14 protein-coding genes are annotated in these 13,466 nt (G+C 62.6%); 5 read left to right on the plus strand and 9 right to left on the minus strand.

Annotated features, from left to right (window positions below):
• Positions 1-19 precede the first annotated feature (19 nt).
• The 4 genes from hofC to nadC form a co-directional block, all read right to left on the minus strand.
• Positions 20-1,219 carry a protein transport protein HofC gene (hofC, locus tag GUC32_RS03540; RefSeq protein WP_369435560.1) on the minus strand — a complete coding sequence of 400 codons (1,200 nt, stop codon included), beginning with the start codon at positions 1,217-1,219 and terminating at the stop codon, positions 20-22.
• A complete protein-coding gene (gspE, locus tag GUC32_RS03545; RefSeq protein ID WP_025301582.1) occupies positions 1,216-2,658 on the minus strand; it encodes a type II secretion system protein GspE in 1,443 nt (480 codons plus the stop codon). Before gspE ends, hofC begins: the two co-directional genes overlap by 4 nt.
• A 5-nt stretch (positions 2,659-2,663) precedes the next feature.
• On the minus strand, positions 2,664-3,101 hold the full coding sequence (gene ppdD, locus GUC32_RS03550; RefSeq protein WP_043135904.1) for a prepilin peptidase-dependent pilin: 438 nt from the start codon (positions 3,099-3,101) through the stop codon (positions 2,664-2,666).
• A 189-nt stretch (positions 3,102-3,290) separates the two neighbouring features.
• Complete coding sequence (gene nadC / locus GUC32_RS03555) at positions 3,291-4,181, minus strand: carboxylating nicotinate-nucleotide diphosphorylase (RefSeq protein ID WP_025301584.1); 891 nt, start codon at positions 4,179-4,181, stop codon at positions 3,291-3,293.
• Between the two features lie 84 nt (positions 4,182-4,265).
• Here nadC and ampD point away from each other — a divergent pair, with 84 nt between their 5' ends.
• Both ampD and ampE read left to right on the plus strand, forming a co-directional pair.
• A complete protein-coding gene (gene ampD / locus GUC32_RS03560) occupies positions 4,266-4,862 on the plus strand; it encodes a 1,6-anhydro-N-acetylmuramyl-L-alanine amidase AmpD (protein WP_025301585.1) in 597 nt (198 codons plus the stop codon).
• Positions 4,862-5,716, plus strand: coding sequence for a beta-lactamase regulator AmpE (ampE, locus tag GUC32_RS03565; protein ID WP_025301586.1), 855 nt, complete (start codon positions 4,862-4,864; stop codon positions 5,714-5,716). Before ampD ends, ampE begins: the two co-directional genes overlap by 1 nt.
• Before the next feature lie 60 nt (positions 5,717-5,776).
• Here the strand turns inward: ampE and hemL are convergent, their stop codons facing one another.
• The gene (hemL, locus tag GUC32_RS03570) at positions 5,777-7,066 is read right to left on the minus strand and encodes a glutamate-1-semialdehyde 2,1-aminomutase (protein ID WP_049207267.1); all 1,290 of its coding nucleotides are present in this window, start codon (positions 7,064-7,066) and stop codon (positions 5,777-5,779) included.
• 174 nt (positions 7,067-7,240) lie between these two features.
• On the opposite strand from hemL, the gene clcA reads away from it, so the two are divergent.
• Together clcA and erpA are read left to right on the plus strand one after the other, a co-directional pair.
• A complete protein-coding gene (clcA, locus tag GUC32_RS03575) occupies positions 7,241-8,680 on the plus strand; it encodes a H(+)/Cl(-) exchange transporter ClcA (RefSeq protein ID WP_025301588.1) in 1,440 nt (479 codons plus the stop codon).
• Between the two features lie 89 nt (positions 8,681-8,769).
• Positions 8,770-9,114 carry an iron-sulfur cluster insertion protein ErpA gene (gene erpA / locus GUC32_RS03580; RefSeq protein WP_004932708.1) on the plus strand — a complete coding sequence of 115 codons (345 nt, stop codon included), beginning with the start codon at positions 8,770-8,772 and terminating at the stop codon, positions 9,112-9,114.
• 61 nt (positions 9,115-9,175) lie between these two features.
• On the opposite strand, the gene GUC32_RS03585 is transcribed toward erpA, so the two are convergent.
• From GUC32_RS03585 to mtnN, 4 genes are all read right to left on the minus strand, one after another.
• The gene (locus GUC32_RS03585) at positions 9,176-9,424 is read right to left on the minus strand and encodes a hypothetical protein (RefSeq protein WP_065424607.1); all 249 of its coding nucleotides are present in this window, start codon (positions 9,422-9,424) and stop codon (positions 9,176-9,178) included.
• 200 nt (positions 9,425-9,624) lie between these two features.
• Positions 9,625-10,239 (minus strand): TRIC cation channel family protein, encoded by a 615-nt coding sequence (locus GUC32_RS03590; protein WP_038873529.1) that lies wholly within the window; start codon positions 10,237-10,239, stop codon positions 9,625-9,627.
• A complete protein-coding gene (btuF, locus tag GUC32_RS03595) occupies positions 10,239-11,024 on the minus strand; it encodes a vitamin B12 ABC transporter substrate-binding protein BtuF (protein WP_197836268.1) in 786 nt (261 codons plus the stop codon). Before btuF ends, GUC32_RS03590 begins: the two co-directional genes overlap by 1 nt.
• A gap of 22 nt (positions 11,025-11,046) precedes the next feature.
• A complete protein-coding gene (mtnN, locus tag GUC32_RS03600; protein ID WP_049200308.1) occupies positions 11,047-11,748 on the minus strand; it encodes a 5'-methylthioadenosine/S-adenosylhomocysteine nucleosidase in 702 nt (233 codons plus the stop codon).
• 129 nt (positions 11,749-11,877) lie between these two features.
• Here mtnN and dgt point away from each other — a divergent pair, with 129 nt between their 5' ends.
• Positions 11,878-13,395 (plus strand): dGTPase, encoded by a 1,518-nt coding sequence (gene dgt, locus GUC32_RS03605; RefSeq protein ID WP_049207270.1) that lies wholly within the window; start codon positions 11,878-11,880, stop codon positions 13,393-13,395.
• Positions 13,396-13,466 lie beyond the last annotated feature (71 nt).

Consider the following 13,466-nt stretch of genomic DNA (forward strand, 5'->3'; position numbering starts at 1 on the left):
GCCCGCTATCCTCTTCCCCTTATCCCAACACGCTGCCCAGTTGAAAGATAGGCAGGTACATGGCGATCACCAAAGCGCCGACAATCCCGCCCACCATCAGCATCAGCAGCGGCTCCAGCGTTTGCGCCAGCGTATCGGCCAGCTCGTGCGTCTGCCGTTCATACCACTGTGCCAATTTATCCAGCAAGGCGTCCAGCGAACCGGACTCTTCGCCCACCCGCACCAACTGCCGGCACAGCGGCGGAAACAGCGGTTGCAGGCCCATGGCTTGATGAAAGGCTTCGCCTTCGGCGATCTGCCGTCGCACCTGCTCCAGCGCCCGTCGGTACAGCAGATGGTCAGCCGCCAGCGCCGCCGCGCTCAAGCCTTCCACCAGCGTCAGTCCGGCGCGTTGGGTCATGGTCAGGATGCGAAATGTTTGGCTCAGCGCGCCGCCGCTCACCAGCCGGGCGATCAGCGGCAGGCGAAGCAAGAGTGCCTGTTCACGTCTGCGCCACGGCGGGCGCGGATGCAGCCAGCGGCAGTAGCCGAACAGCGATGCGCCGAGCAGCAGCGCCAAATAGGGGCCAACGGCGATCAGCAGCGCGGACAACTTCAATAGCCCTTGGGTAAACCAGGGCAGTGGCGCATCGAACGATTGATAAACCTTGGCGAATTCCGGCAGCACCATCACCAGCATCAGCACGCTGACCAGCAGCGCCACCGCACAGATGAAGAGGGGATACCGCAGCGCCTTGGTCACCTTGCGGCGCAGCAGCAGCTGGGCTTCTTGCTGTTGTGCCAGCTGCAGGCAGCAGCGATCGAGGTTACCGGTCAGTTCGCCGATGGCGATCAGCTGGCGGTAGATCAGGGGAAAAATCCCCGGTTGTTCGGCGAGGGTTTCGGAAAGCGGTTGCCCTTCGCGCACCTGGTCGGCCAGCTGGCGCAGCAGGCAGCGCCAGGCTGCCGAAGGATGCTCTGCTGCCAGCAACTGCAGCGCATCGACCAGCGGCAACCCCGCCTGCAGCAGAGTGGCGAGCTGGCGGGTGAAGTGGATTAAGGGTTCTCCACGCCATTGGCCGGGCGTAACGCGTTTGCCGTGCCCGATTCGGCACGGTTGCATGCCTTGCTCAATCAGTAATCGGCTCACCTGCCGTTTTTCTTCGCTCATCAGTTCGCCGCGGCGTAAGGCGCCCTGAGCGTCGAAAGCCTGCCACAGAAACAGGCGGCGCGCTTTCATGACGTGGTTGCGCCGAGCTGGACGACGTCGATCACGCGATACAGTTCTTCCAGCGAGGTCGTGCCTTCGGCGGCCAGAGTCAGCCCGGCCTGCAGCAGCGAAAGCTGCCCCTGCTCACGGGCGATATTCGCCAGCAGGCTAGGAGCAGCGTTCGCCAGCAGCGCCGCCTGTATTTCCGGCGTAATGGCCAACAGCTCATACACGCCGATGCGCCCATAGTAGCCGCCGAAGCAGTGCTCGCAGCCGTCGGCGCGCCAGGCGGTCAGCGGTTCTGGCCAGATAGCGGTGGGAAAATGCGTCGGCTGGCTTTGCGGATAGCGGCAGTGGCGGCACAGCCTGCGCACCAACCGCTGCGCGACGATCAGCTTCAGGCAGCCGGCGAGCAGGTAGCCGGGGATCCCCATGTGCATCAGCCGCGTCAGGGTTTCGCCAGTGGAGTTGGTATGCAGCGTTGACAGCACCAGGTGGCCAGTTTGCGCGGCCTTGACCGCGATCTCGGCGGTTTCCGTATCGCGGATCTCGCCGATCATGATGACGTCCGGATCCTGACGCAGCAGGGCGCGCAGCACCCGGGCGAAGCTCAGTTCGGTTTTGGCGTTGATCTGGGTCTGATTAATGCCGAACAGCGGGATCTCGACCGGATCCTCGACGCTGCATAGGTTGCTTTGCGCATCGTTCAACTGGCGCAGACCGCTGTACAGCGTCACCGTCTTGCCGCTGCCGGTCGGGCCGGTCACCAGGATTAACCCTTGCGGGCAGGCCAGCGCCGTCGCGTAGCGCGCCAGATCCGCCCGGCTCATGCCCAGTTTATCCAGCGGCAGCTCCTGCTGCTCACCCTGCTGGACGCGCAGTACCACCTTTTCGCCGTGCAGCGTCGGCAGGGTGGCGATACGCATGGCATAGCGCGCGCTGTCCAGCGTCAGGCTGAGCTGCCCGTCCTGAGGCTGACGGCGCTCGGCGATATCCAACTGGCCGAGGATCTTCAGCCGGGCGATGAGGCGCGCGGTCAGCTGCGGCGGCGGTGAGGCGAGGGTTTGCAGCACGCCGTCGATGCGCAGACGAATGCGAAAATGCTGCCGAAAGGGCTCGAAGTGGATGTCCGAGGCGCGGCGCTGAATGGCCAGGCGCAGCGTCTGGTTGATGAACTGTACCACCGGTGCATCGCCGTCGTCGGGGTAGGCGATATCGGTCGTGTCCTCTTCGGCCGCCAGCGGTGCCGAGAGCGGCTCGTGGTGCTGATTCAGCGCCAGCTCCAACCTGGCCGCCGGCCATTGTTCCAGATGGATGCGTTTGCCGGTGGCGAAACGCAGCGCCGCCAGCAGCCCCTGCGGCGCTTCTTCGCTGAGCGCGACCGTCAGGGTGGTCGGGTCTTCGCTCAGCGCCAGCGCCTGATAGCGCCGACACAGGGTGTGAACCTCTTCGCTGATTTGCGCGTTCATCGCTGCTACTCCGCCGCGTCGTCGAAGCGGAAGACTTCCCGGCACACCTCAACCAGCGTCGCGTTTTCGCTGCTGCACAGCCGGGTCCAGTGGGTCAGCCCATCTGCGTTCGATTTGGGGGTTAACGCCACCGCCAGCCCCTGCAGCGTTTGGGCGCCGGTCAGCGTGATGACGCCTTTAACGACTTTCACCCCGCTGACGTAACGCGACGCGCCGCCGGTGGGAATGCCTTTGCTGCCAGCGTCACAGCCGGCGGGCGCGCCTTCATCCAGCACGCACAGTTCGACCGCCAGTTTATACGGCGCCATGGTTTGCAGCATGTCGGTCATCGCCGCTTTCTGGATGTAGCGCTGGTAGGCGGGAATGCCGATGGCGCTGAGGATGGCGATGATGGCGATCACCACCATCAGTTCGATCAGGCTAAAGCCGCGTTGCGTTTCCATGCGTTGTTTCCTCCATAAGGGTGTGGAAAACAACGGTAGCGGTTTGCGCGGGGGAACGGCGAGCGGGTTTTACGCGTTTCTCGGCGTGCTTCCATCAGTAATGATGCCGTTTGCAGCGGAGGGAAAAACGGTGCGAGGGGCTTCGCAAATCTGCGGTAACGCCCCCGGCGGCGGCCGGGGGCGAGGGGATCATTTGAAGCGCATCGACAGATCGAGCGCGGTCACATGTTTGGTCAGCGCGCCGACCGAAATGTAATCCACGCCGGTCTCGGCGAAGGTGCGCAGCGTCTCGCTGGTGACGTTGCCGGATACCTCCAACTGGGCGCGGCCCTGGGTTTGGGCAACCGCCTGACGCATCATCTCGACGCTGAAGTTGTCCAGCATGATGATGTCGGCGCCGGCGTCCAGCGCCTGCTGCAGTTCATCAAGCGATTCGACTTCCACTTCCACCGGCACGTCGGCGTGCAGCCAGAAGGCTTTTTCCACCGCGTTTTTGATCGAGCCGGAGGCGATGATGTGGTTTTCCTTGATCAGGAAGGCATCGGACAGCCCCAGCCGGTGGTTGCTGCCGCCCCCGCACAGTACGGCATATTTCAACGCGGTGCGCAGGCCGGGCAAGGTCTTGCGGGTATCGAGCAGGCGAGTCTGGGTGCCTTCCAGCAGAGCCACATAGCGGCTGACCTCGGTCGCCACGCCGGAGAGCATCTGCACGAAGTTCAGCGCGGTGCGCTCGCCGGTCAACAGCACCCGCGCAGGGCCGCGCAGCCGGCAAAGCGGTTGGTTCGGTATCAGACGGTCGCCGTCTGCCACCAGCCACTCCACCTGCACCTGGTTGCCCAACTGAATAAAGACTTCGTTCAGCCAGCGGCGGCCACAGAACACGCCGGCTTCGCGGGTAATGACGGTGGCTTCGGCCTGCTTGTCCGCCGGTAACAATTGCGCGGTAATATCGCGCCCGGCGTCAACTTCACCTCCCAGGTCTTCGCGCAGCGCCTGGGCGACGGAATAGGGAATATCACTTTCAATACGTTCAAGAAGCTCGGTACGGCGACGGTCGGCACTGTAGCGGCGTGTCGGCATGGAAAACTCCGAAATGGACGGTTAGATCGTAGGGGAACATGCTACTCTGTTGCAGGAATAAGTACCACCGCAGAGAGGTGTCTGATGCAGTTGGAAAATGGCTGGATTGTCGGGGTGACGCGAGTGGTTTCGCCGCACTGCGATCGTCGCCCGGATGACGAGCCGCCCTCGCTGCTGGTCATCCATAACATCAGCCTGCCGCCCGGCGAATTCGGTGGCCCCTATATCGACCAGCTGTTCACCGGCACGCTCGATCCCGCGCAGCACCCTTATTTCGCCGAGATCCATCAGCTGCGAGTGTCTGCGCACTGCCTGATCCGCCGCGATGGGGAGATCGTGCAGTATGTGCCCTTCGACCAGCGCGCGTGGCACGCGGGCGTTTCTCTGTATCAGGGGCGCGAACGGTGCAACGATTTCTCCATCGGCATCGAGCTGGAAGGCACCGACCAGTTAGCCTACACCGAGGCGCAATATCGCACGCTGCAGGCGGTCACCGCGCTGCTGGCCGAACATTATCCGCCGTTGGCGGCGCATATCGCCGGGCATTGCGATATCGCCCCCGGCCGCAAAACCGATCCCGGGCCGGCGTTCGATTGGGATCGCTATCTGGCATCTCTGGAACAACGCGGCGCGCCTGCCGACGCTATGCTTGAGACAAGAAAAAGGGAGAGGAATCGCTAATGACGCTGTTTACGCTGTTGCTGGTTTTGGCCTGGGAGCGCCTGTTCAAGCTGGGGGAACACTGGCAGCTGGATCATCGCCTCGAAGTGGTATTTCAGCGGCTGCATCGGGTTTCGCTGGCGCAGACGCTGGCGATGACCGCCGCCTGGATGGTTGTCGTCTGGGGCGTTCTGTGGTTGTCGCACGGGTTATTCTTTGGCGTGGTGACGCTGCTGCTGTGGATCGTCATCGATCTGCTGTGCGTCGGCGCCGGCATCAAGCGCAAACACTACCGCGCCTACCTGAAAGCGGCGCGGCAGGGGGATACCCATGCCAGCGATCAGATGGCGGAAGAGCTGGCGTTGATCCACGGTTTGCCGGTGGACTGCAGTGAAGAGCTGCGTCTGCGCGAGCTGCAAAACGCGCTGCTGTGGATCAACTTCCGCTATTACCTGGCGCCGCTGTTCTGGTTCGTGGTCTTTGGGCCGTACGGGCCGATCGCGCTGGCGGGATATGCCTTCCTGCGCGCCTATCAAACCTGGCTGGCGCGCCACAATACGCCGCTGGAGCGTTCGCAGTCGGGCATCGATCACCTGCTGAACTGGCTGGACTGGATCCCGGTGCGTTTGGCCGGGGTGGCCTATGCGCTATTTGGCCACGGCGAGCGGGCGCTGCCGGCCTGGTTCGCCTCGCTGGGGGATCGGCATTCGTCGTCGTATCAGGTGTTGACGCGGCTGGCGCAGTTCTCGCTGGCGCGCGATCCGCATATGGATCCGGTGCAAACGCCGCGCGCGGCGGTGACGCTGGCGCGCAAGGTGACGATGATCATCGTGGTGGTGGTGGCGCTGTTGACCATTTACGGCACGCTGCTGTAAACCGCAGCGAAAAACAAAACGGGCGCCGAGGCGCCCATTTTTTTGGCCATCCGGCCGGGATTACAGCTTGGCGAAGCAGCGACGCGCGGCGTCGATGGTGCGCTGGATGTCTTCTTTGCTGTGCGCCACGGACATGAAGCCCGCTTCGAAGGCGGACGGTGCCAGATACACCCCTTCTTCCAACATCAGGTGGAAGAAGCGCTTGAAGCGTTCCACGTCGCACTGCATCACGTCCTGGTAGCAGGTGACCGCCGGCGCGTCGGTGAAGAACAGGCCGAACATGCCGCCGACGTTGTTGACCACCAACGGGATATTCTCTTCCTGCGCCGCATGCAGCAGGCCTGCGGCCAGCATCTCGGTCAGTTCGGTCAGCGTCTGGTGCACGCCAACCTGCGACACTTCGGTCAGGCAAGCGTAGCCCGCCGCCATGGCGATCGGGTTGCCGGACAGGGTGCCCGCCTGGTAGACCGGACCGGTCGGCGCCAGCGCCTCCATCACATCGCGACGGCCGCCGAAGGCGCCCACCGGCATGCCACCGCCGATGATTTTGCCAAGGCAGGTCAGATCCGGCTCGACGCCGTAATAGGACTGCGCGCCGGACAGCGCCACGCGGAAGCCAGTCATTACTTCGTCGATGATCAAGAGCGCGCCGTACTTGTCGCACAGGGCGCGCAGGCCCGGCAGGAATTCCGGCAGCGGCGGCACGCAGTTCATGTTGCCGGCGACCGGCTCGACGATGATACAGGCGATCTCGGACGGGTACTGTTCGAAGGCGGCGCGCACCGAATCCAGATCGTTATAGGTGCAGGTCAGGGTGTGTTTGGCGAAGTCGGCCGGTACGCCCGGTGAGTTCGGCTGGCCGAGGGTCAGCGCGCCGGAGCCGGCTTTCACCAGCAGGCAGTCGGCGTGGCCGTGGTAGCAGCCTTCGAACTTGATGATTTTATCGCGGTTGGTGTAGCCGCGCGCCAGGCGGATGGCGCTCATGGTGGCTTCGGTGCCCGAGTTCACCATGCGCACCATATCCATCGTCGGCACCAGCTCGGTGACCAGCTGCGCCATTTTGACTTCCATCTCGGTCGGCGCGCCGAAGCTCAGGCCGCGCTGCGCCGCTTCGATCACCGCGTCGCGGATCGCCGGGTGGTTATGCCCCAGCACCATCGGCCCCCAGGAACCGACATAGTCGATATAGGCCTTGCCGTCGGCATCGAACAGGTAAGCCCCGTCTGCGCGCTCGATAAACAGCGGCACACCGCCCACGCCGGTGAATGCACGCACCGGAGAGTTTACCCCGCCGGGGATCAACTGTTGCGCCTGGGCGTACAGACTTTCGGACTTGCTGTGTAGGCTCATAAATCGGCTCCTGGATTCTCTTTTGAATGATTTGACCGCGCTATTCTAGAGGAGAGCGCTGCGTTATGAAACGATCACAGTCAGATACCATTAACGGCAGCGCCCGCCGCCGGGTTGGGGTAGAATTATCGCCCTGCCTATTTGTATTACAAATTACCTGACGAATCACTCGCGATGACAGAATCACACTCACAGCCCGTCGGGACGTTGAGCCCGCGTCTTAGCCGCAGCGATGCGGTGCGCCAGTTTATCCGCCGCGACAAAACGCCGGTGGCGATCCTGTTGATGGCCGCGCTGGTGGGGACGCTGGCCGGTTTGCTTGGCGTAGCCTTCGATAAAGCGGTGGAGTGGGTGCAGCAGCAGCGGCTGGCTTCGCTGGCGCAGGTCGCCGACTCCTGGATCTTGGTGTGGCCGCTGGCGTTTATCCTGTCCGCCGCGCTGGCGGCGCTGGGCTATTACCTGGTGCGGCGCTTTGCGCCTGAGGCGGGCGGCTCGGGCATTCCGGAGATCGAAGGCGCGCTGGAGGAGCTGCGGCCGGTGCGCTGGTGGCGCGTGATACCGGTGAAATTCATCGGCGGCATGGGCACGCTGGGGGCGGGCATGGTGCTGGGGCGCGAAGGGCCCACGGTGCAAATGGGCGGCAACGTCGGGCGCATGGTATTGGACGTGCTGCGCATTCGCGGCGCCGAGGCGCGTCATTCGCTGCTGGCGACCGGGGCCGCCGCCGGGCTGTCCGCCGCGTTCAACGCGCCGCTGGCCGGCATTCTGTTTATCATCGAAGAGATGCGGCCGCAGTTTCGCTACAACCTGATCTCGATTAAAGCGGTGTTTATCGGCGTTATCATGTCGAGCGTGGTGTACCAGCTGTTTAACGGCCAGGGCTCGGTGATCGCGGTCGACAAACTTTCTTCGGCGCCCATCAACACCCTGTGGCTCTATCTGGTGCTGGGGGCGATATTCGGCGCGGTGGGCGTGGGGTTCAACGCGCTGATCTTCCGCACCCAAGACATGTTCGCGCGCCTGCACGGCGGCAGAATGCGCAATATCTTGTTGATGGGTGGGTTGCTCGGCGGCGTGTGTGGCATTCTGGGGTTGATTCAGCCAGAGGCGGCGGGCGGCGGCTTTGGGCTGATCCCGATCGCCGCGGCGGGCAATTACAGCGTCGGCATGTTGATGTTTATCTTCATTACCCGCATCTTCACCACGCTGCTGTGCTTCGGTTCCGGCGCGCCGGGTGGCATCTTTGCGCCGATGCTGGCGCTGGGCACGCTGTTCGGCACCGCCTTCGGGCTGGCGGGGGCGCATCTGTTCCCGCAATACGGCATCGAAGCGGGCACCTTCGCCATCGCCGGTATGGGGGCGCTGTTCGCCGCCACGGTGCGGGCCCCGTTGACCGGTATCGTGCTGGTGCTGGAAATGACCGACAACTACCAGCTGATTTTACCGATGATCATCACCTGCCTCGGCGCCACGGTAGTGGCGCAGCTACTCGGCGGCAAGCCGCTGTATTCATCGATCTTGGCTCGCACCCTGCAAAGGCAGGAGGCGCAGCTGGCACGGGAAGCGGCGGAGAAAACAGGTAAAGAAAATACAACAAATGCGGTGAATACTTGAACGCAACACTCAGGTATCGGATAATCGTTAATATTAATCAGGCAGCCATAGTCGCGATCTGATGCTGAACAATGTTGGGAGTAAAGAGTATGAGTGATCAAACGGCACTGCCCCTGCAATTTACCGAGGCAGCAGCAAACAAGGTTAAGTTCCTGATTGCTGACGAAGAAAACCCGAACCTGAAGTTGCGGGTTTACATTACCGGCGGCGGCTGCAGCGGATTCCAGTACGGCTTCACTTTTGACGACAAGGTCAACGATGGCGACATGACCATCGAGAAGCAGGGCGTGGCGCTGGTGGTCGATCCGATGAGCCTGCAGTATCTGGTCGGCGGTTCGGTGGACTACACCGAAGGGCTGGAAGGGTCGCGCTTCGTGGTGACCAACCCGAATGCCAAAACCACCTGCGGTTGCGGTTCGTCGTTCAGCATCTGAGTTTGCCTGTCAGAACATCAACCCGCTCGCCTTAGGCCGGCGGGTTTTTTTATGCCTACCATTACCATTCCACGAGGATCACTTCCGCACCGTTCTGCTGCGTCGGTGGGTTGCGGATGATCTTCGGCTGCGCCGTCGCGTGGCTGCATTCGGCCTGGGGGACGGCGGCTTCGAGGCGCACGGCGCATTGCGGTTCAATGGTCAGGGTAACGCCGATCTGGCCGCTGACGGCATCGGCATACGCGGCGCCACTCAGCAGGGCGCCACAGCAGGCAAGCAGAATTTTTTTCATCATTGCGGGAATAGTCATCCGTAAGCCATCTTGTGATGACTTATCGGCAAAAAGTTAAAAAGTTTTAACAGCGTGGGGAAGGGATTAACCTGCGGGTAACAGAATTTTACATCGACACTACGCTATTTTTTGGACGAAAATAATACCACTGAACCCGTTTTTAGTCTAATAAATCACCCGGTGCGGCGTTGCCACGCGTCGCCCCGCAGGGCGACGGCTCAGCGTTCGAGAATAAAGGCGGGCAGCTTGAGGTGCCAGCGGATGGCCGCCAGCCGAATGGCCAGCGTGATGATCATGCCCAGCATCATGGCCTGTTGCAGCGGCATGTGGAAGGTGTAAAACGCCGTAGCGTGCACGATGCCGCCGATGATGCAGGCGGTGGCGTAAATTTCGGTGCGCAGGATCATCGGGATCTCGCGCGCCAGCACGTCGCGGATAATGCCGCCGCCGACGCCGGTGATCACTCCCATGCAGATCGCCACCAGCGGGCCGGTGCCGGCCGCGAAAGCCTTGTTGACGCCGATGCCGACGAACACCGCCAGCCCGACGGCGTCGAGCACCGGCAGCACCCATTTCGGCAGGCGGCGCGGCTGGCGCACCAGCAGCAGCGTCAAGACGCAGGTGATCATCGCCACCACCAGATCGGTGGGATCCTTGACCCAGAACACCGGGCCGTTGGCCAGCGCCATATCGCGGATGGTGCCGCCGCCGACCGCGGTGACCACGCCCAATACCAGTACGCCGAACGGATCCATGCGCAGCTTGCCGGCTAACAGTACGCCGGAGACGGCGAACACCGCCGTGCCGAGAATATCCAACCAGAACACCAGCATCAGCGGATCTCCGCCAGCTGGCGGCACAGCTGCTGCGCCGCCAACAGCAGGCGCGGCCCGCCGCGATTGAACCAGTCTTCGTTCAGCGCGATCACCGGCACCTGCAGCTGCGGCGCCCAGAAGGCTTTCACATTGGCGGCCTCTTTCGCGCCGCCGGTGATGACGATGGCCTGGGGTTGACGCGCCAGCACCTGCTCGCGGCTGATCTGCGGCCAAGGGGTGCGGCTATCGGCGAAGACGTTCTGCCCGCCGCACAGCGCCAGCACCTGGCTTTGCAATGTGGCGCCGGAGCTGGTGAACAGCGGCTGGGTGCCGAACTGCAGCAGCACGCGCCGTGGTGAGTTAGCGGCGTATTGTTGCTTGAGAGCGGCGAACTGTCGGCGAAGGTCGTCTGCCGCCTGATGCGCCTGATCCGGGTGCGGGCTGTATTGCGCCAGCTTATCCAGCAAGCCGGCGATCCCCCCGAGGTTGTCGGCGTCCGCATAGAAGATCGGGATGCCGAACGCGGCGAGCTGATCCAGCACGCGCTGCGGATTGCCGCCGCGCCAGGCGAGGATCAGGTCCGGCTTGAGCGCCAGCACCCGCTCCAGGTTGATGCCCTGCCAGGAGGCCACCTGCTCCAGCTTGGCGGCCTGCGGCGGGTAATCGGAATAGGCGCTCGCCGCCACCAGCACCTCGCCCATGCCGGCGGCATAGGCGAGCTCGGTGGCGCTGGGCGCCAGGCTAATCACCCGCTGGGCGGCGCCGACCGGCAGGGCCAGCCAGAGCGCCAACAGACAGAGCATCGAGGTGAAGCGCAGCCTCACATCAACCGCGCTTGGCCAGGGTTTGCAGCATGGCATTGACCATCAGCGTAGACTGCTTGGCCGCTACCACCAGGAACTCGTCAAAGCTCATGTGCGACTCGCTGTCGGCGACGTCGGAAATGGCGCGCACCACCACGAACGGCGTGCCGAACAGATGGCAGACGTGGGCGATCGCCGCGGCTTCCATTTCCACGGCGGCGACGCGCGGGAAAGTGGCGCGGATGCGCGCCAGCGGCTCGGCGCCGTTGATGAAGGCGTCACCGCTGCAGATCAGGCCGCGCACCGCGTGCAGATCCAGCTGTTTGATGCAGCTTTCCGCCAGCGCGATCAGCGCGTCGTCGGCGACGAACGCCGCCGGGCAGCCGGCCATCTGGCCCGGCTCGTAGCCGAAGGCGGTGACGTCGGCGTCGTGGTAGCGCACTTCTTCCGACACCACGATATCGCCCACGCGCAGGGTGCTGGCCAGGCCGCCGGCGGAACCGGTGTTGATCACCAGATCCGGGCTGCAGTGTTCCAGTAGCAGGGTGGTGCCCATGGCCGCAGAGACTTTGCCGATGCCGGATTTCAGCAAGGCCACGTCAACGCCGCCGATCTGGCCGGTGTAGATTTCGCAGCCCGCGCGCTGGATGGTTTGACGGTTTTCGATTTGATCGCGCAGCAGGGTGACTTCCTGCTCCATTGCGCCGATGATGCCTACTTTCATAAATAACACTCGCTGATTGGCCGTGAGAATTGCGGCATAGTCTATCATGGCTGTGTATCAGAGATAATGCGTTGCATCCGCTGCCGGGAATTGTTATCACGGGGGCAGGGCGCAACGGCGGAGAAACAGATGTCCGGGATCGACTTCAAGCAAAAAATCAGCTTCCAACGGCCTTTCAGCAAACCGATCGAGGCCGAGGAAGAGTACGACATCGTGCGGCAGTTCGAGAGCGATCGCGGGCGCATCGTCAACTCGGCCGCCATTCGCCGTCTGCAGCAAAAAACCCAGGTGTTTCCGCTGGAACGCAACGCGGCGGTGCGCAGCCGCCTGACGCACTCGATGGAGGTGCAGCAGGTTGGGCGCCACATCGCCAAAGAGATCCTCAATCGCTTCAAACAGGCGGGGAGAATTGATGAGCTCGGCTTGACCCGGCTGCTCGATCCGTTTGAAAGCATCGTGGAAATGGCCTGCCTGATGCACGACATCGGTAATCCGCCGTTCGGACACTTCGGCGAGTCGGCGATCAACGACTGGTTCGCCCAGCGGCTCGATCCCGCCAGCTGCGGCAGCGAGCCGGGCAGCCACGATCGCTGCCAGGTGGCGACGCTGCGCCTGCATGAAGGGGAGGGCGATCTGAACCGGCTGCGCAGCCGGATCCGTCAGGATCTCAGCCACTTCGAGGGCAACGCCCAGGCGATCCGCATGGTGTACAGCCTGCTCAAGCTCAACCTGACCTACGCGCAGGTCGGCTGCATTTTGAAATACACCCGCCCGGCCTACTGGGCGAGCGACATCCCTGCCAGCCACAGTTACCTGATGAAAAAGCCCGGCTACTATCTGGCGGAAGAGGCCTTCGTCGATCGGTTGCGGCGCGAGCTGCACATGGGCGAGTTCGATCGTTTCCCGCTGACCTATATTATGGAGGCCGCCGACGATATCTCGTACTGCGTGGCCGATCTGGAAGACGCGGTGGAGAAGAGCATTTTCACCGTCGAGCAGCTGTATCAGCACCTGATTCAGGAGTGGGGCGAGGTGGTGCCGGGCGATCTGTTCGACAAGACCGTCGCCAGCGCGTTTCGCAAGATCGATCGCGGCGGCGCGCGGCGCAGCGCGGAAGATCAGTTCTTCATGTATCTGCGGGTGTTTACCGTGGCGCGGCTGGTGCCGCATGCGGCGCAGCGCTTTATCGACAATCTGGACGCGGTCTATCAGGGCAGTTTCAATCAGGCGCTGCTGGAGGATTCCAGCCCGGCCTATCGGCTACTGAAGATATTTAAAAATGTGGCGTTCAAGCACGTGTTCAACCACCCTGAGGTCGAGCAGCTCGAGCTGCAAGGCTATCGGGTGATCAGCGGCCTGCTGGACATTTACAGCCCGCTGTTGGCGATGTCGCTGGCGGACTTCAGCCAGCTGGTGCGCGAGGACAGCCATCGCGCTTATCCGATTGAAACACGCCTGTTCCACAAGCTGTCCACCAAGCATCGGCTAGCGTATGCGGAGGCGGTAGAAGGGCTGCAGCATTTATCGCCGGAGCAGCAAGGCATTCGGGAATATTATTTCCGCGCGCGTTTATTGCAGGACTATATCAGCGGAATGACCGACCTGTACGCCTATGATGAATATCGTCGATTGATGGCGGCAGAATAATTGAGCTGAAGAATAATTGCCAGCAATTCCAACCGGTTGGCTGTCTCGAGTTTTGTAAAGACGGACAATAT

The sequence above is a fragment of the Serratia sp. NGAS9 genome (assembly GCF_009905295.1).
Taxonomy (GTDB): domain Bacteria; phylum Pseudomonadota; class Gammaproteobacteria; order Enterobacterales; family Enterobacteriaceae; genus Serratia; species Serratia bockelmannii.

Excerpts from the sequence above, each read along its gene's own strand:
- clcA (WP_025301588.1), top strand. The coding sequence starts at position 7,241 with ATGACAGAATCACACTCACAGCCCGTCGGGACGTTGAGCCCGCGTCTT.
- erpA (WP_004932708.1), top strand. The coding sequence starts at position 8,770 with ATGAGTGATCAAACGGCACTGCCCCTGCAATTTACCGAGGCAGCAGCA.
- mtnN (WP_049200308.1), bottom strand. The coding sequence starts at position 11,748 with ATGAAAGTAGGCATCATCGGCGCAATGGAGCAGGAAGTCACCCTGCTG.
- GUC32_RS03585 (WP_065424607.1), bottom strand. The coding sequence starts at position 9,424 with ATGACTATTCCCGCAATGATGAAAAAAATTCTGCTTGCCTGCTGTGGC.
- ampD (WP_025301585.1), top strand. The coding sequence starts at position 4,266 with ATGCAGTTGGAAAATGGCTGGATTGTCGGGGTGACGCGAGTGGTTTCG.
- btuF (WP_197836268.1), bottom strand. The coding sequence starts at position 11,024 with ATGCTCTGTCTGTTGGCGCTCTGGCTGGCCCTGCCGGTCGGCGCCGCC.
- dgt (WP_049207270.1), top strand. The coding sequence starts at position 11,878 with ATGTCCGGGATCGACTTCAAGCAAAAAATCAGCTTCCAACGGCCTTTC.
- GUC32_RS03590 (WP_038873529.1), bottom strand. The coding sequence starts at position 10,239 with ATGCTGGTGTTCTGGTTGGATATTCTCGGCACGGCGGTGTTCGCCGTC.
- nadC (WP_025301584.1), bottom strand. The coding sequence starts at position 4,181 with ATGCCGACACGCCGCTACAGTGCCGACCGTCGCCGTACCGAGCTTCTT.
- hofC (WP_369435560.1), bottom strand. The coding sequence starts at position 1,219 with ATGAAAGCGCGCCGCCTGTTTCTGTGGCAGGCTTTCGACGCTCAGGGC.
- ppdD (WP_043135904.1), bottom strand. The coding sequence starts at position 3,101 with ATGGAAACGCAACGCGGCTTTAGCCTGATCGAACTGATGGTGGTGATC.
- gspE (WP_025301582.1), bottom strand. The coding sequence starts at position 2,658 with ATGAACGCGCAAATCAGCGAAGAGGTTCACACCCTGTGTCGGCGCTAT.
- ampE (WP_025301586.1), top strand. The coding sequence starts at position 4,862 with ATGACGCTGTTTACGCTGTTGCTGGTTTTGGCCTGGGAGCGCCTGTTC.
- hemL (WP_049207267.1), bottom strand. The coding sequence starts at position 7,066 with ATGAGCCTACACAGCAAGTCCGAAAGTCTGTACGCCCAGGCGCAACAG.